The organism is Pseudomonas sp. SWRI81 (genome assembly GCF_014268545.1).
Taxonomy (GTDB): domain Bacteria; phylum Pseudomonadota; class Gammaproteobacteria; order Pseudomonadales; family Pseudomonadaceae; genus Aquipseudomonas; species Aquipseudomonas hamedanensis.
In genome coordinates, this window is sequence record NZ_JABWQS010000015.1 from 53,726 (window position 1) to 73,932 (window position 20,207).

At 59.9% G+C, this 20,207-nt stretch carries 20 protein-coding genes; 2 read left to right on the forward strand and 18 right to left on the reverse strand.

Annotated features, from left to right (window positions below):
• The first annotated feature begins 350 nt into the window (after nt 1-350).
• Nucleotides 351-1,670 carry a methyl-accepting chemotaxis protein gene (locus tag HU765_RS27035; RefSeq protein WP_186620684.1) on the forward strand — a complete coding sequence of 440 codons (1,320 nt, stop codon included), beginning with the start codon at nt 351-353 and terminating at the stop codon, nt 1,668-1,670.
• A gap of 137 nt (nt 1,671-1,807) precedes the next feature.
• Here HU765_RS27035 and HU765_RS12120 read toward each other — a convergent pair whose 3' ends face one another.
• Entirely contained in the window at nt 1,808-2,350 is a 543-nt protein-coding gene (locus HU765_RS12120) for a hypothetical protein (protein WP_186620686.1), read from the reverse strand.
• A 188-nt stretch (nt 2,351-2,538) separates the two neighbouring features.
• The gene (locus HU765_RS12125) at nt 2,539-2,979 is read right to left on the reverse strand and encodes a PACE efflux transporter (protein WP_186620691.1); all 441 of its coding nucleotides are present in this window, start codon (nt 2,977-2,979) and stop codon (nt 2,539-2,541) included.
• A 123-nt stretch (nt 2,980-3,102) separates the two neighbouring features.
• On the opposite strand from HU765_RS12125, the gene HU765_RS12130 reads away from it, so the two are divergent.
• The gene (locus tag HU765_RS12130) at nt 3,103-3,975 is read left to right on the forward strand and encodes a LysR substrate-binding domain-containing protein (protein WP_186620693.1); all 873 of its coding nucleotides are present in this window, start codon (nt 3,103-3,105) and stop codon (nt 3,973-3,975) included.
• 158 nt (nt 3,976-4,133) lie between these two features.
• Here HU765_RS12130 and HU765_RS12135 read toward each other — a convergent pair whose 3' ends face one another.
• The 16 genes from HU765_RS12135 to HU765_RS12210 all read right to left on the reverse strand — a co-directional run bounded on the left by HU765_RS12135 (nt 4,134) and on the right by HU765_RS12210 (nt 20,193).
• Entirely contained in the window at nt 4,134-5,063 is a 930-nt protein-coding gene (locus tag HU765_RS12135) for a PfkB family carbohydrate kinase (RefSeq protein ID WP_186620694.1), read from the reverse strand.
• The gene (locus tag HU765_RS12140; protein WP_186620702.1) at nt 5,056-6,522 is read right to left on the reverse strand and encodes a cytosine permease; all 1,467 of its coding nucleotides are present in this window, start codon (nt 6,520-6,522) and stop codon (nt 5,056-5,058) included. Before HU765_RS12140 ends, HU765_RS12135 begins: the two co-directional genes overlap by 8 nt.
• Nucleotides 6,523-6,733: 211 nt before the next feature.
• Nucleotides 6,734-7,732, reverse strand: coding sequence for an ADP-ribosylglycohydrolase family protein (locus HU765_RS12145; RefSeq protein ID WP_186620715.1), 999 nt, complete (start codon nt 7,730-7,732; stop codon nt 6,734-6,736).
• The gene (locus HU765_RS12150) at nt 7,729-8,442 is read right to left on the reverse strand and encodes a GntR family transcriptional regulator (RefSeq protein WP_186620717.1); all 714 of its coding nucleotides are present in this window, start codon (nt 8,440-8,442) and stop codon (nt 7,729-7,731) included. The genes HU765_RS12145 and HU765_RS12150 overlap by 4 nt, the downstream gene beginning before the upstream one ends.
• 187 nt (nt 8,443-8,629) lie before the next feature.
• Nucleotides 8,630-9,598, reverse strand: coding sequence for an L-arabinose ABC transporter permease AraH (araH, locus tag HU765_RS12155; RefSeq protein WP_186546985.1), 969 nt, complete (start codon nt 9,596-9,598; stop codon nt 8,630-8,632).
• Nucleotides 9,599-9,610: 12 nt separating this feature from the next.
• Nucleotides 9,611-11,155, reverse strand: a complete 1,545-nt coding sequence (gene araG / locus HU765_RS12160) for an L-arabinose ABC transporter ATP-binding protein AraG (protein WP_186620719.1) — start codon at nt 11,153-11,155, stop codon at nt 9,611-9,613.
• Nucleotides 11,156-11,208: 53 nt separating this feature from the next.
• Nucleotides 11,209-12,213 carry a substrate-binding domain-containing protein gene (locus tag HU765_RS12165; protein ID WP_186546983.1) on the reverse strand — a complete coding sequence of 335 codons (1,005 nt, stop codon included), beginning with the start codon at nt 12,211-12,213 and terminating at the stop codon, nt 11,209-11,211.
• Nucleotides 12,214-12,491: 278 nt separating this feature from the next.
• Nucleotides 12,492-13,310, reverse strand: coding sequence for an SDR family oxidoreductase (locus HU765_RS12170; protein WP_186620722.1), 819 nt, complete (start codon nt 13,308-13,310; stop codon nt 12,492-12,494).
• Nucleotides 13,311-13,580: 270 nt separating this feature from the next.
• Nucleotides 13,581-14,456, reverse strand: coding sequence for an SMP-30/gluconolactonase/LRE family protein (locus HU765_RS12175; RefSeq protein ID WP_186620724.1), 876 nt, complete (start codon nt 14,454-14,456; stop codon nt 13,581-13,583).
• 146 nt (nt 14,457-14,602) lie between these two features.
• Entirely contained in the window at nt 14,603-15,319 is a 717-nt protein-coding gene (locus HU765_RS12180; protein WP_186546980.1) for a FadR/GntR family transcriptional regulator, read from the reverse strand.
• A 193-nt stretch (nt 15,320-15,512) separates the two neighbouring features.
• A complete protein-coding gene (locus HU765_RS12185; protein WP_186620728.1) occupies nt 15,513-16,073 on the reverse strand; it encodes a DUF1285 domain-containing protein in 561 nt (186 codons plus the stop codon).
• A gap of 15 nt (nt 16,074-16,088) precedes the next feature.
• Nucleotides 16,089-16,694, reverse strand: a complete 606-nt coding sequence (locus HU765_RS12190) for a DUF4823 domain-containing protein (protein WP_186620729.1) — start codon at nt 16,692-16,694, stop codon at nt 16,089-16,091.
• Between the two features lie 241 nt (nt 16,695-16,935).
• Nucleotides 16,936-17,904 (reverse strand): radical SAM protein, encoded by a 969-nt coding sequence (locus HU765_RS12195; RefSeq protein WP_186620737.1) that lies wholly within the window; start codon nt 17,902-17,904, stop codon nt 16,936-16,938.
• Between the two features lie 137 nt (nt 17,905-18,041).
• Nucleotides 18,042-18,680, reverse strand: a complete 639-nt coding sequence (locus tag HU765_RS12200) for a TetR/AcrR family transcriptional regulator (protein WP_090285183.1) — start codon at nt 18,678-18,680, stop codon at nt 18,042-18,044.
• A 350-nt stretch (nt 18,681-19,030) separates the two neighbouring features.
• The gene (locus HU765_RS12205; RefSeq protein WP_186620739.1) at nt 19,031-19,822 is read right to left on the reverse strand and encodes a TatD family hydrolase; all 792 of its coding nucleotides are present in this window, start codon (nt 19,820-19,822) and stop codon (nt 19,031-19,033) included.
• 14 nt (nt 19,823-19,836) lie between these two features.
• Nucleotides 19,837-20,193 (reverse strand): PilZ domain-containing protein, encoded by a 357-nt coding sequence (locus HU765_RS12210; protein WP_186546975.1) that lies wholly within the window; start codon nt 20,191-20,193, stop codon nt 19,837-19,839.
• Nucleotides 20,194-20,207: the final 14 nt, after the last annotated feature.

Sequence of the window (20,207 nt, forward strand, 5' to 3'; positions counted from 1 at the left end):
ATGCTTGCTGGTAACTAACCATGTCGACCGTCATGGCATGCCATGTGCGCAGGTTGGTGTGAATTCATGCTGCCAGAGTGCGCAATCAAGGCACCGACACTGAACCAACAAGGAGCGGTTCTGACATGGAAGTTCTTCAGCGCGTTAGGGCTGGCCCGCGTGCGGGCTATCAAGAAAAGGATGTCTTGATTAGAGCGTCGCTGCATGGACTCTCCGATTGATCATCATTTATCACCTGACAACTTCCTCCCGTGGAGGAAGGCGTGTGCCTGTTCTGTGGAACGTAGTGGTAGATCTTGAAAGACCTGCACTTTCATCAAACCAAAGATCGCGCGAAAGGTGATAGAACCATGTTCAACCTACATCACAAGGCTGACTTGCAGCAGATTGAACGCTTCAGTTGCGCCTTGACCGAGGCCAACGCCAAGCTGGAGGCGATCAGCCGTTCCATGGCGATGATCGAATTCACCCCTGAAGGCATCGTTCTGGATGCCAATGAAAACTTCTGCAAGACCATGGGTTACAGCGCCGAAGAAGTGCGCGGCAAACACCACCGGATATTCTGCGAAGAAGGGTTTTATCGCAGTGAAGACTATGCCCGGTTGTGGCGCGATCTGGCCCGCGGCGAGCCACTCAGCGGGACTTTTCTGCGCTTGAACAAGAGCGGCAGGGAAATCTGGCTTGAGGCCAGTTACATGCCGGTCTATGGCCCCGACAAGCAAGTCAGAAGTGTGATCAAGGTCGCAGCGGACATTACCGCGCGAATCAACAAACAACACGAAGAGGAAGCCATGCTCGCGGCGATCGGCCGCTCAATGGCCGTCATTGAGTTCACCCCGCAAGGCAACGTCATCACGGCCAACGACAACTTCTTGCAAACCATGCAGTACTCGCTCAACGAAATCGTCGGCCAGCACCACAGCCTGTTTTGCCATCGCGCCGAAGCCGAATCAGCGCACTACAAGGCGTTCTGGGCCTCGCTCAACCGCGGCGAATATCACTCGCACCGCTTCGAGCGCAAGAACAAGGCCGGGCAGATGGTTTATCTCGAAGCGTCTTACAACCCGTTGTTCGACGCCAAGGGCCGGTTGTACAAAGTAGTGAAGTTCGCCAGTGACATCACCCAGCAAATGACCACGTTGCAGAATGCTGCGGAATCGGCCCACAGCACTTCGGTACAAAACGATGCCTGCGCGCAAAAAGGCTCACAGGTCGTGCAGCAGACCGTGCAAATCATTCAGGACATTTCCCGCGATCTGAATGAAGCGGCGGTGAGCATTGATGCGGTGAGCAAACAGTCGGACATCATCGGCAGCATCGTCCAGACCATTCGCGGCATTGCCGATCAGACCAATTTGCTGGCGCTCAACGCTGCGATTGAAGCCGCGCGGGCCGGTGAGCACGGGCGCGGTTTCGCCGTCGTGGCCGATGAGGTGCGCAGCCTGGCGGCGCGAACCAGTCAGGCCACCCTGGAAATTGTCGATGTGGTACGCAGGAACCATGACTTGTCGCTGAGCGCCGTGTCGAGCATGCAATCGAGCCTGAGCCGCACCGGGCTGGGCGTGGAGCTGGCGAACGAGGCGGGGGAGGTGATTCTGGAGATCCAGCAGGGATCGCGGCACGTGGTGGATGCGATCAGTCAGTTCAATGAGACGTTACAGTTGAACTGATCCATACCGATCGGCGAAGAATCTGTGGGAGCGAGCCTGCTCGCGAAAACGGCGGCGCATTCAACACCAACGTTGATTGATCCAGCACGTTGGCGAGCAGGCTCGCTCTCACAATTGATTCAAGGTTTACTCAAAGATCAAAGCGCAGCCAGAAACTTGTCCGCCTGCTTGTCAGTGTCCTTCACGTCATTGTCTTTGTCCGCCTCTGCCAACTTCATCTTATCCTGCATACGCTCGGCGATCTCTTTACCGATCGCCAATTGCTTCTCTGGCGGCATGGCTTTGATATCGTCTTCGGTCAGTCCCAACTCTTGCAGGATGCTGTCGCGCAGCCGCTGTTCCGGCGTCTTGCTCATGTAATCCTTGAATTCATCAGTCGCGGTTCGTGCGGCAACCGTAGTGTCAGTCGATTGCAGGCCAACGCGGGTCTTGGCGAATGCTTCGTCGACGTTGTCGCTGATACGCGTGGCTTCACTGACTTGCTGTGTGGCGATCTGCGTGGCCGAGTCTTGCACTTTGGTGCTGGTTTCGGTGTTTTGTGTCTGTATCTGGTTTTGCAGGGTTTGCAGCATGGCCCCATGCAAACCACCTTGCAGACCGGCCGCCGCCGTGGACGTTGCATCGTCGTTCAACGCTTTGGGCAGGTGAATGATTTGTTGTTGTTTGGCACTGACCAACATAGGAGTAGACCTGTAGGTAATTGCGGGTGGCAGTTGCGGAGCAATTACTGTGCCTGATGCGCAACGTCTTTTATTTCAATAGCTTATGGAGCTGCAGAGGGCTGCCGGGGGGAGGCGGCGCTTGCCGCCTGCGGCAGCCGTTGGCCGCAGGTGCTCAAGACCGGCCGCCTGGTCGTGCCTGCCGGTCATCAGGCCGCAGCCGCCTCATCCGGCAGCGCCGAGGCGGGCAATCCAAAAACCCGGTCAAACAGCCAGTTGAACGCAAACGTGTAGCACGGGATGAAAATGATCAGCGCCAGGTCCAGCAGGAACGCTTGCACCAGACTGATGTTCATCCACCACGCAATCAACGGAATCAGGAACACGATCAACGTCAGTTGAAAGCCCACGGCATGGGCGATGCGCCGTTTCACCGTGCGGGTGCGTGAAACCTGGCGGCTTTCCCAGTGTTCGAACAACGAGGTGTAGATGAAATTCCAGGTGACGGCGATGGTGGTAATGATCACCGCCAGTGGCCCGGTGCTGCCCGGCGATGTGCCCGATAACAACGCCAGGCCGAGGGCCGAGAAGGTCATGCCGATTATTTCGTAGAGCGACACGTAGACCAGTTTGCGTTTCACGCCTTGCATGCAGGTTTGCCTCTTTTTTGCTGAATGTTTGGCCAGCCGGGCTGGCGGAGGCGACGAAAGATAGCTTCAATGGCGCTGACAGAAAAAGTCGTTAGCTTTCAGTTTTATTGATAGGTGGTGAGTGTGAGCTTCAACAGCGACAGCATCGAATTGTTCCTCGCCGTGATTGAACGCGGCTCGTTTTCCGCTGCCGCGCGGCAGCTGGGCAAAGCGCCGTCGGCGGTGAGCATGGGCATCGCCAACCTGGAGGCCGAGCTTGGCTACGCCTTGTTCGACCGCAGCCATCGCGAACCCCAGCCCACCGCCATGGCGCAATCACTGGTACCTCACGCACGATTGATCGCCGAGCAGCTCAAGCAGTTGCGAGTGCATGCGGTGGAGTTATCGCTGGGGCTGGAAAGCAAGTTGTCGATTGGCGTGGTTGCGGACATTGATCGGCGGCGGTTGCTGGTTGCGATCAAGTTGATCGCCGAGCGTCATCCGTTGCTCGACATCGAAGTGCTGACTGCCCCGCAAGATGATGTGCTGGCGATGCTGCACAGCGGCCGGGTCAGTGTGTGCCTGGCCTTTGCCGGGTTGAGTGTGAATGTGTTGGAGCAGTTCCAGTTCGTCGGCAGCGAACGCATGATCGCCACACTGGCGGCGGACAGTCCGCTGTTGCAGGGGCGGGATGTGTTTCTGGAGGATCTGGTGCAAGTGCGGCAGATCATCGTCGCCAGCCGTGACTTGCCGATCAGTGAAACCCGGCCGTTGGTGGCTGAATCGTATTGGCGCACGGACAGCCTGGAGACGGCGATGGAAATGGTCGAGGCGGGGTTGGGCTGGGGAAACTTTCCGCTGTCGGTGGTGCAGCCATGGCTGGAGGCCGGGCGGTTGAAACGGCTGAGTTTTCGCAACATTGAAAATGGGCTGGTCATGCCGGTGCATGCGGTGTGGCTCAAGAGCCAGCCGTTGCAGAAGGGCGCGCAGGCCCTTGTGGATTTACTCAGTCACTGATCCCGACGCAAATCCCCTGTAGGAGTGAGCCTGCTCGCGATGGCGGAGTGCTATTCAACACATTCATTACCTGACACAACGCTATCGCGAGCAGGCTCACTCCTACAGTTGGAAAGCGTTCCCCCTGTAGGAGCGAGCCTGCTCGCGAAGGCTTCGGATCAGCCACCGCAGGACTCGCGGATAAACGCATCCACCTCAGCCACCCCCGGCGCAGTCGCCGGCCCCCAGCGCGTCACGGCCAACGCCGCCGCGGCATTCGCCCGCCGCGCCGCTTCCGGTGCATCCAGCCCTCGTGCCAATCCCGCTATAAACACCCCGGCATGAGCATCGCCAGCCCCGTTACTGTCCACCGCGTGCACGGCAAAACCCGGCACGTGGCGACGCTCGCCGGCCTGATGAATCCAGCAGCCTTGCGGCCCGTCGCGCACCACCATCAGCACGTTGGCCGGCAGATGCCCGGCGAGACGATCCAGCGCCACAGCGATGTCCTCGGCACCGGTAAAACGCAGCGCCTCGACGCTGTTGCTGGTCCACACATCGATGCGCGGCAGCAGCGCCTGCATCAGCGGCGAATCCGGCGATTCCACCAACGGCCCGGGATCGAATACCACGTGAACCGTTGCCGGCAATGCCAGCGTCCAGTCGAGCAAGGCCTGGGCCTTGCCGGCGTGGAGCAAGCTGTAACCGCTGAGATAAACGTAGTCGCCGGCCTCGGCAGCGACGCTGTTCAGATCCTCCTCGGTGACCTCGCCTTCTGCGCCGATGTACGAAATGAAACTGCGCTCGGCCGACGCATCGGTCAGCGCCACACACAGACCGGTATCGCGCAGCGCCGGTTTACGGATGCCGATGCGAATGCCTTCGGCGTTCATCGCCTGGCGCGCCAGGTCGCCGAAACGCCCGCTGCCGTGGCGCCCCAGATAAACCACCGGCAAGCCATTGCGCGCCGCCGCCGCCATCACATTGAACCCGCCACCCGCTTCGAATCCGGCCGACTGCGCCAGTACATCACCGCCGATTTGCGGCAGTTTTTCCACGGCCATGACCAGGTCGATGATGACCTGGCCGGTGTGCAACAGCTTAGGCATGGGCATTCTCGGTTGGCGCGGCGCGGCGATCCTTCGCCCCGCCGAGGAGGAAGTAAATGCCACCGGCCACAACGAAGGTCACGATCCAGCCGAGGCCGTTATGGCCCAGCCACGAGTCGGACAGAAAGCCCTTGAACCAGACGTTCTCGGCGGTGGTGCCGATGGTGGTGAAGCTGAACCCCAGCACGATGGCAATGGCCCAGGCGCCGAATGCACGCCACTCGATGCCACCGCTGTACCAGTAGGCGCTGCGAGGACTGACGTCGAGCAGGTCTTGCGGACTGTAGTAATGACGGTGAATCAGATCGACCACGAAGATCCCGACCCATGCGGTGATCGGCACGGCCAACAGGGAAATGAAGGTGATGAACGGGCCGTAAAAGCTGTCAGCGATCAGCATGAAGTAGATCGAACCGGCGAAGATCGCGACGATGTCGACCACCACTGCGTAGACGCGCTTGACCTTGAGGCCAAGGGTCAGCGTGGTCAGACCGGCCGAGTACACCGACAGGTTGTTCGACAGCAGCAGACCGCCGAACGCGGTGATCAGGTACGGCACGGCCATCCACGTCGGCAACATGTCGCGTATGGCCACGATCGGGTCAGTCGCTGACGCCAGGTCGTTGTTGCCCACCGAGAGCAAGCCGCCGAGGGTGATCAGCAGCACCAGCGGAATGCCTGCGCCGAACGCTGCCGACGCCACCAGCCGCACGGCTTTGACGCTGCGGTGCTGATAGCGCGACATGTCCGCGCCGGCATTGGCCCAGCCGATCCCGGTGCCGGCGGCCATGGTGCCGATGCCGATGATCATCGCGCTCAGCGGCGCCGGCGTGGCATTGAACACTGCGCTCCAGTCGATGGTTGCGCAGAGAAAACCGCCGACCAGAATGTTCAGCGCGCCGAACACGTAGGTCGCCCATTTCTGGATTACCAGCAAGGTCGCGTGGCCGAGACCCGACACCGCCAACGTCAGCAACACGAAAATCGCAATGAAGACCAATGTCAGCAACGGCGCGCTTTTGGCCTCCACCGGCGAGCCGAACAGCATCGAACACAGCGATAGCAGCACGAACGCCGCCGTGGTGGTGTTGACGGTTTCCCAGCCCAGCCGCGACATCAGCGAGACCAGTGTCGGGCCGATGTTGCCGCGTACCCCGAAGATCGCGCGGGACAGCGTCAGGCTTGGTGCGCGGCCACGACGGCCGGCGATGGAGATGATCCCGACCACGGCAAACGAACCGGCCGCGCCAAGAATGGCGACGATGATCGCTTGCCAGATCGCCAGACCGCGAAACGCCACCAGCGTCGCACCCAACGGCAAACCGAGAATGGAAATATTGGCGGCGAACCAGACCCAGAACAGCTGCAGCGGATGGCCGTTGCACTCGGCTTCCGGCACGGGCTCGATGCCGCGGGTTTCCAGCTGCCCGACGCTTTGCCCGGTGGTTGTTGAACTCATGAACGTGCTCCTGTTTGCCTTTTTTGTGGTTGTGGCAATGATGCAAAACGACATGACCATTGGCCTTCCGAGCCTGTCTGTGCGATCCATTGCTTTGTGAATATTTCAGAAATGCGCCGCCCCTTTCGCGAGCAGGCTCGCTCCCACACTGGATTTGTGGTGTTCACATCCCCCTGTGGGAGCGAGCCTGCTCGCGAAGAGGCCAGCCCTGTCAACGCAACGCCAACAGACCCTGCACCAACGGCTCAAGCTCCAGATGATTAACCGCTTTCACCGTTTCAATCATCGGCACAGGCCAACACTCAAGCCCCAGACAGGCACCGAGCATCGCCCCGAGAATCGCCGCGATGGTATCTGTGTCGCCCCCCAGACTGGCGGCCATGCACAGCGCTTCGAATGCGCTCATCTCACCAATGGCCACTTGTTGGGCCAGTGCGAATGAAACCACCACCGACTCCTGCGACGCCACCGAGGTGCCGATCACGTCGTAGAGCAGGTCGGCGAGCAATGCCTTATCGCTGTCGACGCTGATGCTGCGCGCCCAGCTGATCCGGGAGGCGATGCGCCCACCCGCCACCCAGTGTCCGTGGGCTTCGGCTTGCTGGGCAATGTGCTGACCGAGGTTCAACGCCTCGCCCAGGTCGACGCCATTGATACCAGCGGACACCACCGCCGCCACCGCCGCCGCACTGGAAATCCCCAGTGTGGTGTTGTGGGTCACCTGACAGGCTTGCACCACGGCCGCGATAAAATGCTCGGTATCAGCGACATTCGCCGCAATGCCGACCGGGGTAATCCGCATCGCCGCGCCGTTGGTGGTGCCATAGCGCCCGGCTTCTTCGGGCGAATGGCCGGCGAGGATCATTTCAATGGCACGTTTGGTCGAGGGGCCGAGCAAATCCTGCGAGCCTTTGGCCTGCATCTCGGCTTCCCATTCGATCAAGCGCTGGGCGAGGATGGCCGGCTCGATGCGGCCCTGGCCTTCGACCAGCAACTCGCCAACCAGGATTGCCTGTTCGGTGTCGTCGGTGATCGAGCCTTTGGGCATGTTCGCGGCGATCGGTTGCAGCGGTCCGGCGTCCTGCAGATCGGTGATCTGGCCAAAACGGCTTTTGATGGTTTCGCGGTCCAGCGATTGGGTCGGCATGCCTAGCGCATCACCCAGGGCCAGACCATAGAAAGCGCCAAGCGCACGGTTGAGCGTGGTCATTGCGATTCTCCAAATTGCAGGTGCAGACGAAAATGCACCGGGTCGAGCAGGCTTTCGACCTGCTCCATGAAACGGTTCTGCCGGTCGTACGTGGTGCGCAGGGCTTTGAGAAACACCGTGCCGACCGGACGGCCGAGCAGTTCGGCGTCTTCGGCGTTCAGCGGCTCGGCGCCGATCCACTGATCGCCGCGCTCGCCGATGTAGCCGTAGGCGGCCAGGGTGATGGTCAGGGAATTGTCGATCAGACCGACGCGCGGCAGGCTTTCCAGGCCGCCGTTGGCGGGCATCAATGCACGTTCCAGAGACACCAGCGTACCGTCGGTGGCACGCCGGCGACGGTCGAGGGTGATGAATTGATCGGTGCCGAACCGCACCAGCAGATCCGGACGGGTCACGGCTTCGAGGCGCAACACTTCAGTGTTGATCAGCGCCCCGCTGTCGGCCAGCGCCTGCGCCCAGCCGCTGCGCTGGTCGAGGGCAACACCGTCGTAGGTGACGATCGAGCCAACCCCGCTTTGCGTGGCGATGTAATTGCGCCGCTTCAGTTCGGCCAGCGCTTCGCGCAGCGTGCCACGGCTGACCTGGAATTCTTGAGCCAACTGGTGTTCGCCGGGCAACAGAAAGCCGTCCTCCATCAGGCCGCTTTCGATGCGTCGAACGAGCTCGTCGACCACCCTTTTTTTCTTGTCAAATCGTACCTGTCTAATCATGTACAAAGTGATAACCGAAACGGCAGGCGGCGGGCAAGGGATATTTGAGGGAAGGTGACAGAAGGAGGAGAGTAGCGCGATCCCTGTAGGAGTGAGCCTGCTCGCGATTACGTCAGCACATCCAGCATCAATGTGGCTGAAAGAATGCTATCGCGAGCAGGCTCACTCCTACAGGGGTTAGGTTGTGTCAGCGTTGTTTCAAGCGGTCAATGACGACGGCCAAAAGCAAGATCGAACCGCGAATCACATACTGATAAAACGTATCAATGTTCTTCAGGTTCATCGCATTCTCGATAATCGCCAGAATCAACACCCCGGCAATCACATGGCGGATCATGCCGATGCCGCCGCTCAGCGACACCCCGCCCAGTACGCAGGCAGATATCACCGTGAGTTCGAAACCCTGGCCAATCATTGGCTGCCCGGAAGTCATCCGCGAAGCCAGGATCACACCAGCCAGCGCACCAATCACGCCGTGCACGGCGAAGATTATGATCTTGGTCCGGTCAACGTTCACACCTGCCAACAGCGCCGCTTCCTGGTTGCCACCAATGGCCATGGTGTTGCGCCCGTAGGTGGTGTAATTCAGCAGCCAGCCGAAGAACAGGAAGCAGACGATGGTGATCAGGATCGGCACCGGCACACCGAACAATTGGCCGTTACCGAACACGAAGAACGATTCCTGCGACACGCCAACCGCTTTGCCGTTGGCAAAGATATACGCCAGACCACGAACAATCTGCATCGTCGCCAACGTGGTGATCAACGCGTTGACTCGCAACTTGGCGATCACGATGCCATTGATCAGCCCGACGATCAGGCCCATCACCAGCGCTGCGCTGACACCGAGGAACACGCTGTTGGTGTCGCGCATGACGACCGCCGCGACCACGCCGGCACAGGCAATCACCGAGCCGACCGACAGGTCGAAGTGCCCGGACGCCAGGCAATAGAGCATGGTGCATGCGGCGATGCCGGTGGTGGAAATCGCCAGGCCCAGACCGCGCATGTTCAATGGCGAGAGGAAGTTATCGATCAGCAGCGTACAGGCGACAAAAATACCGACGGCCGCGAGCAGCATGACCCAGTCATCGAGGAAGCGGCGCAGATCCAGGGGTTTGCGCGCGGTCGGCAGGGTTTCGTTTTGGGTTGTCATCATAGTCACCTCTCAGTTCGCCACGCCGTCAGCGCGGTGGCGCGGCAAAGCCAGTTGCAGCAGGTTGGATTCATTGGCCTGGTCACGGCTGACTTCGCCGCGCAGGGCGCCTTCGCACAGCACCAGGATGCGGTCGGAAACGCCCATCACTTCCATCAGGTCGCTGGACACCACAATCACCGAAATACCGTCGGCGGCGAGGTTGTGGATGATCTGGTAGATCTCCGCCTTCGCGCCGATGTCGATGCCACGGGTCGGTTCGTCGAGCAGCAGCACTTTCATCGGCATCGACAGCCAGCGGCCAAGAATGGCCTTCTGCTGGTTGCCGCCGGAAAGAAATTTGATCTGCTGCCCGGCGTGCGGGGTTTTCACTTTCAGGGCCTTGATCTGCTTGTCGGCATTGTCCTTTTCCCACAAGCCACGGATCAGACAGCCCAGGCTCGAATGCGCACCGCGGGCGCTGATGTTGATGTTCTCGGCAACGCTGGCCAGCGGGATGATGCCTTCCTTCTTGCGATCCTCCGGGCACAGCAGAATCCCCGCGGCAATCGCATCGCGCGGTGAGCGCAACGTCAATTCGTGGCCGCGCAATTCAAGGCGTCCGGCGGTGTGGCGCTCCAGGCCGCTGAGCAAACGAAACAGCTCGGTACGCCCTGCTCCGACCAGTCCGAACAGGCCAAGGATTTCGCCCTTGTGCGCCTCGAAACTGATCGGCTCGCGCAGGCCCGGGCCGAGCAGCCCATCAACTTTCAGCGCCACGGCGCCGCGTGGGCGGTGGCGATAATCGTAGATGTCCTGAATGTCACGCCCGACCATGCACGTCACCAATTGATCGTGGGTCAACTGGCTCATGTCGTCGAAGGTGCGCACGTAGCGGCCGTCCTTGAACACCGTGACGGCGTCGCAGATGCGGAACACTTCTTCCATGCGATGGGAAACGTAGAGCACGACTTTGCCCTCGTCGCGCAGGCGGCCGATGATCGCCATCAAGCGGTCGATCTCGCGGGCCGAAAGGCTGCTGGTCGGCTCGTCGAAAGCGATGACATGGGCGCCACGGGACAACGCCTTGGCGATTTCCACCAACTGCCGCTGGCCGAGCGACAAGCGTCCGACTTTGGTCTGCGGGTCGATTTCATCGGCCAGGCCTTTGAGGCAACTCAAGGCTTGCTGACGCAATACGCCGCGATTGATCAGGCCGAAACTGGCCGGCAGATGGCCAAGAAACAGATTCTCGGCCACGGTCATTTCCGGAACCAGATGCAGCTCCTGGTGAATCACCGCGACGCCACTGCCAATGCTGTCGGCGGTGGACTTGAACGCCATCGTCTGCTCGCCGATCTGCAGTTCGCCGCTGCTGGGAATATAGGCGCCACCCAGGATCTTCAGCAGGGTCGATTTGCCCGCGCCGTTCTCGCCCATCAAGGCATGAACCTGCCCGGGATGAGCGACGAAGCTGATGCCGTCGAGCGCTTTTACGCCGGGAAAGCTTTTGCCGATCCCGTTAAAACGCAGGCTGCCACTGGCGCTGTGTTGTTGTGTCTGTACTTGCGCGTGCATAAAGCCACCTCTTCACACCGAAAAACGGCCCGGCTGCCCGGGCCGTCGCTGGCTCAGTTCCACAAGCCGATTTTTTCCAGCTCTTGCTTGAAGTTCTCGCGGGTGATCAGGGTGACGTCATCCATGGCGGTGTACTTCGGCGGTTCTTTGCCGGTGGTGACCCACTCGTACATCATCTCGGCGGTCTTGTAGCCTTCGATGTGCGGGCTTGGCAGCATCGAACCGAAGAAGCCGCTGTTAGGCTTTTTCAATTCGCCAATGGCGTCGGTACCGTTGATGCCGATGCCGATCACGTTGGCGGCGGCAAAACCGGCGGCTTCGGTGGCGCGCACGCCGCCAAGCACGGTGTTGTCGTTCATGCCGCCAATGATCAGGTTTTTCGCCGCACTCGGCAGTTTCACCAACGCTGAGTTGGTGGCGTCCATGCTGCCCGGCACGTCGAGGGTTTTCAGCGCGGCGAAGAGGATGTGGTCCGCAGGCATCCCGGCCTTCTTCAGGGCATCGACCGAACCGTCGGTGCGCTTCTTGCCGGTGTCGAGTTCGTTGTAGGTGTTAACGACCGCGTAGGTGTCTTTCCAGTCCCAGTTACGCTTTTTCGCTTCCGCGGCCATGGCGGCGCCCTGCTTTTGGCCGACTTCGAATGCAGCCATGCCCAGGTACGGCACGTCTTCCATGAACTTGCCGTTGGCATCGACGAAGCGGTCGTCCACGGCAATCACTTTCAGGTCGTTGAGTTTGGCTTTGGCCATGATGGCCGGGCCGAGGGACACATCCGGCGGGCAGATCACGAAGCCCTTGGCGCCATTCGCCGCCAGGCTGTCGATGGCCGAGAGGGTTTTCTCGCCATCCGGCACGGCGATCTTGATCAGCTCAAAGCCCTTGTCCTTGGCGGCTTTTTCGGCAAAAGCCCACTCGGTCTGGAACCACGGTTCTTCGGCCTGCTTGACCAAAAAACCGATCTTCACCGCATCGGCGGCGAGCAGCGCACTGCTCAGGCTGAACGCAGTGACCGCCAGGGCAGTGCTGCACAGGGTACGAATCCCGAAACGACGTTTCATCAGATGACTCCTTGTTATTTTTTTTGAGCAAATTTAACAGCTTGTGGCGAGGGAGCTTGCTCCCGCTGGGCTGCGAAGCGGCCCTAAAACCGGTTACCTCGGTCAATCAGACACACCAGGTGGCCCGAATTTACGACTGCTGCGCAGCCGAGCGGGAGCGAGCTCCCTCGCCACAGGTGTGGTGGCGTGACACATACTGCTGCAAAGCTGGGTAAAAATAGTCATATCGTATGATGATTGGATTTCAAGCGTAGTTCAGCGCTCGGAATCCGCTTTATTCAGTCGTGGTACATCACCGAGCGTCCACCATCGATGGTGATGCACGAGGCGTTGATAAACGGTGCTTCGTCGCTGGCCAGGAACACCGCGGTCATCGCCACCTCAATCGGCTGACCGATGCGCTTGGGCGGATGCAGGTCGAAAGCACGCTGACGCTCGGCCTGCGGGTCGGCGAAACCGTTCCAGTAGTCGACATTCAATTGCGTTTCGATGTAGCCAGGCGCAATCGCATTGACGCGAATACCCTTCGGCGCGTATTCAATGCCGAGGGCGCGGGTCAGGCCGAGCAGACCGTGCTTGGCCACCGGGTACGGAAAGCAGCCGGGAATGATGTGGCTGGAATGGGTCGAGGCGATATTGATGATGCTGCCGACGCCCTGCTCGATCATTTGCGGCAGCACGGCTTTACAGCCATACCAGGCGCCATCCAGATCGATTGCGAAGCAACGGCGCCAGTCTTCTTCGGTCATTTGCAGCGGATCGCGGAAGACATTGACCCCGGCGCAGTTGACCAGCACATCGATGCGGCCATGCAACTCCACCGCGCGTCTGGCCAGGGCGTGCAGCTCCTGCTGGTTCGACACGTCAACCTTGAGCGCCTGCACATCATGGCCCTGACCGCGCCAATGGGCGGCGACCTGCTCGGCCTTGTCGGCCTGGATATCGCTGATCAGCAGCTTTGCCTGCTGCGAAGCGAAAGCCGCGACGATCGCCTCACCGATGCCTTGCGCGGCGCCGGTCAGCAACACCACTTTGTTTTTCAGGCGCTCACCTTTCGGCGGTGGCGGCACGGCTGGCAATGTCAGCGCTTCAGCCATGGCTCAGGCCTCCTGCGCGCAGGCGCAAAAAAACCGGGCATCGATGGATGTCCGGTTTTGACGGCATGGGGAATCAAACAGACAGGCGTCGCTCACGGCACTGAGCCGTTGCGAGACGCGGACTCCGCTGGGGAGTGCAATCAAGATTCGCTGCATCACTTCACCTGTTTTGTTCTTTTTAAGTGTGAGTGCGTGTTACTGCTGGAGCCGACTATAAACCCGACCCGCAAATAATCTCAATATATAATTTTGCATCCCATATTTTGGGATTTAACCAGCAAAACGCGTACAGAGTTTTCCTGCAACATCGACGCGCATTGTCAGCACGGCGCCATCCAGGGGGTGGTCGAGCGGACTCTTGGCGCTGGTGATGTACAGGGTTTTCAGGTCTTCGCCACCGAATACACAACTGGTCGGGCGACTGACGGGCAGATCGATTTTACGGTCCACCTGCCCTTCAGGCGTCAGGCGCAACAGGCAACTGCCGTCCCACCGGGCGTTCCATACGTAGCCTTCGGCGTCCATCGCCGAACCGTCGGGACCGCCCTGCGCGTCCGGGCCGTACCAGACCTGCGGGACGTCGAGATGACCGTCGGGGTGAATGAAATAGCGATGGAGCGTGCTGTCGAGACTCTCACCAAACAGCAGCGTGGTGCCGTCATCGCTCCAGAGCAATGTGTTGGGAATGCCCAGCCCGAGCAACAGCGGTGTGACGCGCTGGTCCGGATCGACGCGGAACAGCCCACCAGAACGGCGCACAATCGGCAGATCCTCGCCCTGCTCGCCGATATTGTTTTGCATGGTGCCCAGCCACAGTCGGCCCAAGGCATCGCAACGGGCTTCATTGGGACGGTTGCCCGGTTGCGGATCGGCGACACAGAACAGGCTCAGGCCTGGTTCAAGGCCTGGAGAGTCGAGGTCGAGGCGATAGACACCGCTGCTCAGGGTGACCAGTGCATCGCCGCTGGCGCAGGGGATGAATGCCGAGATGTGCTCGGGCATTTGCCAGATTTGCACGTTCTGGCCGATCAGGCGCAGCGCTTGTTTGCCGGCGATATCGACCCAGTACAGCGCCTGGGCTGGCGCATCCCAGAACGGGCCTTCGCCGAGTTGCGCGCGGTGTTGGGTCAGGGCGGTGCAGGTCATGTCTGATCCTTCATGTTTCTTGTTGTTTTCATTGTAGGAGTGAGCCTGCTCGCGAAAGCGGTGGTTCAGTACCAACGGTGTCGCCTGACACGCCGCCATCGCGAGCAGGCTCACTCCTACAAGGGCTGTGTGTGTCAGCTGGCTTTTCAGCTGGCTTTTTTGTCGGCCATGACTTTCGGGTAAAACCGTTTGATCGCCAGATCGGCGTTGTCGATCAGTGTCATGCACGCCCACACACCACGGGTCGAATCCCGCGCAGCGATGGCGTCGGCCATGTCTTTGTGGATCGGCAAGGTGCGGCGCAGTTCATCGGGGTCGGCGGCGGACACTTCGAATGACACCGCCAGCAGCGCGCCCAGGGCCGGGACCATTTGCTCGATGAATTGGTTATGGCTGGCGGCCAGAATGCATTCGTGAAAGACCTGGTCGGCGCGGTTGTAATCGCTGCCGCTGTCGACGGCACGTTCAAGGGCGTTATAGGCCAATTGCACCGCTTCGATCTGCTCCGGCGTGGCTCGTTCGCAAGCCCAGCGCACTGCCATCGGTTCGATGGTGCGGCGTAAATCCAGCAGGTCATCGACGAAATTTTCCGGCAGGCCGTTGCGCGACAGCCAGCCGACGACTTGCGGATCAAACAGGTTCCAGCGCCGCACCGGCAGCACCCGCGTGCCGACTTTCGGTCCGACTTCGAGCAGGCCTTTGGCGACGAGGGTTTTGATCGCTTCGCGAATGACCGTGCGGCTGACGCCCAGCTGTTCGCCCAGATCTGCCTCGACTTTGATGGTCTGGCCCGGTTTGACCTGGCCGGCGGCAATCCAGCTGCCAAGCCAGTCGACCGTCGACGCATGAAAGCTGCTGGACATGGACACCTCAAGGCAGATCGCGATGGGTGCCTACGCTAATCATCATATGAATAACAGTCAACCAGGATTTTCAGCTGAAACACAAAACAAATGTAGGAGTGAGCCTGCTCGCGATAGCGGTGTACCAGTCAAAGCAAATGTCGACTGTCATACCGCTATCGCGAGCAGGCTCACTCCTACAAGGGAATTTAAGTCAGGGTTCCAGACCGATGCGAAAGAACTCGCCGCCGCTCCACACCCCAAGCCAGCGCTGGCCCTCGATCTCGCGGCTCACCGCCAGTTCCACCAACTGGTAAAACACATTACGGTGAATCAATGCTTCGAGGTTGGTGCGCACATGCACATAAGGCGCAGGTTCCTGGGTCTGCGGATCGATCTCGACCCGGATCGGATGCTCAGGCCCCGCTTCGGTGGTTTCGTCGACGTTGGTGGTAAAACGCAAAACCTGCGCCTCGCCCTCGCCTTCCACCTCCACTGCAATCGCCACGAAGGGCGCGTCATCGACCTTGATCCCGACTTTCTCGACTGGCGTGATCAGAAAGTAATCATCACCGTCGCGACGGATGATCGTGGAGAACAGCTTGACCATCGGCTTGCGCCCGACCGGCGTGCCCAGGTAATACCAGGTGCCGTCGCGCGCAATGCGCATGTCAATGTCGCCACAGAAATCCGGGTTCCACAAATGCACCGGCGGCAAGCCTTTGGTTTTCGGGATCTGTCCCAACAGGTCATTGGCTTTTTGCGGGCCACTCATGGCGTACTCCTGTGTTTACGGGTTGCCGATCCCCAGCAGGCTGCGCGCATATTGCGTCAGCGGCGGGCCGATCAGGTCCTCGGGTTTGTTATCGTGGAACGTCAGTAAACCGCCACGACTCTTGATCCGTGCAGTATCAATCAAATACTGGGTACTGGTCTCGATCAACATGATCTGAATCACCCCGCCGTCGATGCCAAGGCGATCCACGGCTTCCTCATCCAGCCACTCGTCGGAGTTGCCGATGCGGTCGTCAGCCCTGGCGAAACGCGTGTACAGCAGGTAATGCGCGCCGGCATCGCGGGCTTCGCCCATGGCCTGGTCGAGGCCTTCGGGCGCACGGGCGCGGCGGACCATCGGGAAGTATTCGATAAAGCCCTTGAAGGCTTCTTCAGCGACCACGTTTGGCCGAGGATAAGAACCACCCGGCGGGGCAAAAGCACCCTGGGCGATGTAGATGAACGAGTCCGGCTGAATGCGGAAATTGTTCACGCGCCGGCTGTCGCTGTGGTCCAGCAACCCTGCATCGCTCATCTGGTCGCGAGTGCCTTCGGCCATATCGCTGACAGTCATACAGCCGCCAAGCGCCAAAACGGCCAGCAGCAAAACCAGGCTACGCATCCTATTCCTCCAAAGGCCGGTGACGGAAAACCGGCGAATGGCCATTGAATGCAGCTTTTGCGCCAGCTCGCAGGAATGTGCAGGTATCGAATCTGAAATGCTTTATTTGTGGCGAGGGAGCTTGCTCCCGCTCGGCGGCGCAGCCGACGTAAAACCGCGCGCTGCGGTGTGCGGACAGGTCTGTTGGGGGATTGATTTGGGGTCGCTTCGCAACCCAGCGGGAGCAAGCTCCCTCGCCACATCAGCCGCCGATAATCTTCATGACAGTAGCGCCGCCAGAGAACGCCACTTCCTGTTTGTCTCCCAACGCTTTCACCAGCAAACGCTGCAACGCCGGCAATGCCTCATGGCGCGGCTTGTCGAGCAGGTCGCCGACATAGTGGCGGTTGCTCGACGACAGGCAACCGTGCAGCCAGCCGGTGGAAGACAGGCGCAACCGCGAGCAGGTTCTGCAGAACGGCACGCTTTCGTTGGCGATCACGCCGAAGTTGCCGCGTCCCGCAATCGCATACCGCACCGCCGTGGCATCGACTGGCGCGTCAGTTTGCGCATACTCGTAGCGCTCGCCGATCAGCGTCAGCAATTGCTGCAGGCTGACGAACTGTTGCAGGAACGCGTTGGCATCTTTGGCCAAGTGGCCCATGCGCATCAGCTCGATGAAACGCAATTCGAACCCGCGCTCCAGGCAGTAATCAAGCAACGGCAGCACCTGATCAAGGTTCTGCCCACGCAGCGGCACCATGTTGACTTTGATTTTCATGCCTGCCGCCGCAGCCTGCTCCATGCCGTCGAGCACGCTCGCCAGGTCGCCGCCGCGGGCGATGCTGCGGAAGGCGGCGGGGTCGAGAGTATCGAGGGACACGTTGATCCGGCGCAGACCGGCGTCCACCAGCAGCGGGAGCTTTTTCGTGAGGAGTTGACCGTTGGTGGTCAGGCTGATGTCGTCCAGGCCCATCTGGCCGATGGCGCTCATGAAGGATTCGAGCTTGGGGCTGACCAGTGGCTCGCCACCGGTGATGCGCAGGCGTTCGATGCCGGCGGCTTCGATCAGGTACGCCACGCCACGCGCCATGGCGTCGGCCGACAATTCGTCCTGCGCCGCGACCAGCCGCTTGCCGTTGGGCACGCAGTAGGTGCAGGCGTAATTGCAGGCAGAGGTCAGGCTGATGCGCAAATTGCGAAAACGCCTGCCTTGACGGTCAACGATCATGAGCACTCCGGCAATAGAATTTCGAGCCGCTAAAACTTGACTCACAAATCAAGTTTTAGCAAGCCCTATGCCTGAGTATATTCCTGCGGTATTGCGCCCAATGGCGAAATAACGGCGCAATCGAGCAGCTGAATGACTCAACTGCTCGGCGTTTCCGGATCACGCTTGCGCTTGTTGCCCATGCGCACGCCGATGTCCATCAGGAACTGGAAGAAACCTTCCTGATCTTCCAGCACATTGCTCCAGAACGGCGAGTGATACAGCGCAACTGCGCCGTGCACCAGCGCCCAGGCGGCGCAGTAATGGAAATAGGGCGGCACGTCTTCCAGCTTGCCTTCGCTGATGCGGCCCTTGATCAGCAGGGTCAGGCGTTCGAAGTTCGAGGCGCGGATCTTGTGCAGCTCCTCGACCATCTCCGGCACCTGATTGCCCTTGACCACTTTCTCTTCGAGACGGTCGAACAGGCGATAGCGCTGCGGGTCGCGCATGCGGAATTCGAAGTAGGCGCGCGACAGCGCCTCCTTGTCCTTGTCGACGTCGGCCGAATGCAGCAGCTCATTCAAATCGCGCTCGTAGTCGAGCATCAGGCGCAGATAGATCTCCGCCTTGGATTTGAAGTGTTTGTAGATCGTGCCTTTGCCGATACCCACGGCATCAGCAATCATCTCGACGGTGACGCTGTCTTCACCTTGTTCGAGGAACAGCTTGAGCGCGGTATCGAGAATTTCTTGCTCGCGGCGACGAAACTCACGGACCTTACGAGGTTCTTTGTGCATAAGAAAAGGTCTGAAGGGTCAAAATCGAAGCCGCGTATTATGCCTAACTTGCGCAAAAATGCACGGATCATCCGACCATATCTGTGTTTGCTGTTCATTTTGAGAACGTTTCGGAGGGAATGAGAACTCAACTGAAGCGAACGTATTCCAAATTTGTTTAAAAACCCCGACCGGCTCACTGGACTGCACGCCAGACTGATCAATACTTGAACTGTCGGGCGGCATCTCCCCCAAGTGCCGCGCCGATAAAGGTACCAACGGACCGCGTGCCTTTGTTTTACTCCTAATGGTCTTAACCCGGATTCACCCCCCAGAACCCGGGTTTTTTTTGCCTGCGATTCAGCCAGCCGTCACGCGGCAGATTTAACACTGGCGAGCGGGAACAGCCGCTTGAAGTTTTCCGTGGTCTGCTCGGCAAAACGCTCGTAGTTCTCACCGCGCAGCATCGCCAGGAACTCAGCCACTTCGCGCACGTACTGCGGCAGGTTGGGCTTGCCGCGATACGGAATCGGCGCCAGATACGGCGAATCGGTTTCAACCAGCAGGCGATCGGCCGGAACCTTGCTCGCCACATCGCGCAGCGCGTCGGCGTTGCGGAAGGTGACAATGCCTGACAAGGAAATGTAATAGCCCATGTCCAGCGCAGCCTTGGCCATGTCCCAGTCTTCGGTGAAGCAATGCAGCACGCCGGCTTGAGGCAGCGCCGCTTCGCGCAGCAGTTCGAGGGTGTCGGCACGGGCGCCGCGGGTGTGGATGATCACCGGTTTGCCGGTCTGTTGCGCCGCTTGCAGGTGCAGGCGGAACGACGCCTGTTGCAACTCGGCGGCCTCCGGCTCGTAGTGATAGTCCAGACCGGTTTCACCGATCGCCACCACTTTCGGGTGATCGAGTTCGTGCAGCAGCCAATCCAGCGCCGGAGCCGCGCCGGGCTGCACATCCAGCGGATGAACGCCGACGGAACAATCGACGTCGTCGTAACGCTCGGCAAGGGTTTTGACGTCGGCGGCGTTGTCGGCGCTTACACCGATACACAGAAAGTGCCCCACCCCGCGCGCGCGGGCGGCATCCAGTGCGGCTTCCAGCGAGCCGTCATGGGCGGTGAGGTCGAGGCGATCAAGGTGACAATGGGAATCTACGAGCATAAAAGGGCTGCAACTTACATCGTATGAGTGGGACGGTCGGACTTCATCGCTCCGGCCAGATGGGTTTCGATGCGACTGCGCGCGGTGTTGTCGCCATCGTTGAACTGTACGCCGACACCCGCCGCGCGATTGCCTTGTGCACCTTTGGGGGTGATCCAGGTGACTTTTCCGGCGACCGGAATTTTCTCCGCTTCATCCATCAGATGCAGCAGCATGAACACCTCGTCGCCCAACTTGTAGCTTTTGTTGGTCGGGATGAACAGGCCGCCATTCTTGATAAATGGCATATAAGCGGCGTAAAGCACGGCCTTGTCCTTGATGGTCAGGGACAAGATGCCGTTGCGCGGCCCTGGGCTGACGGATTCAATCATGCTGACCTCCACTG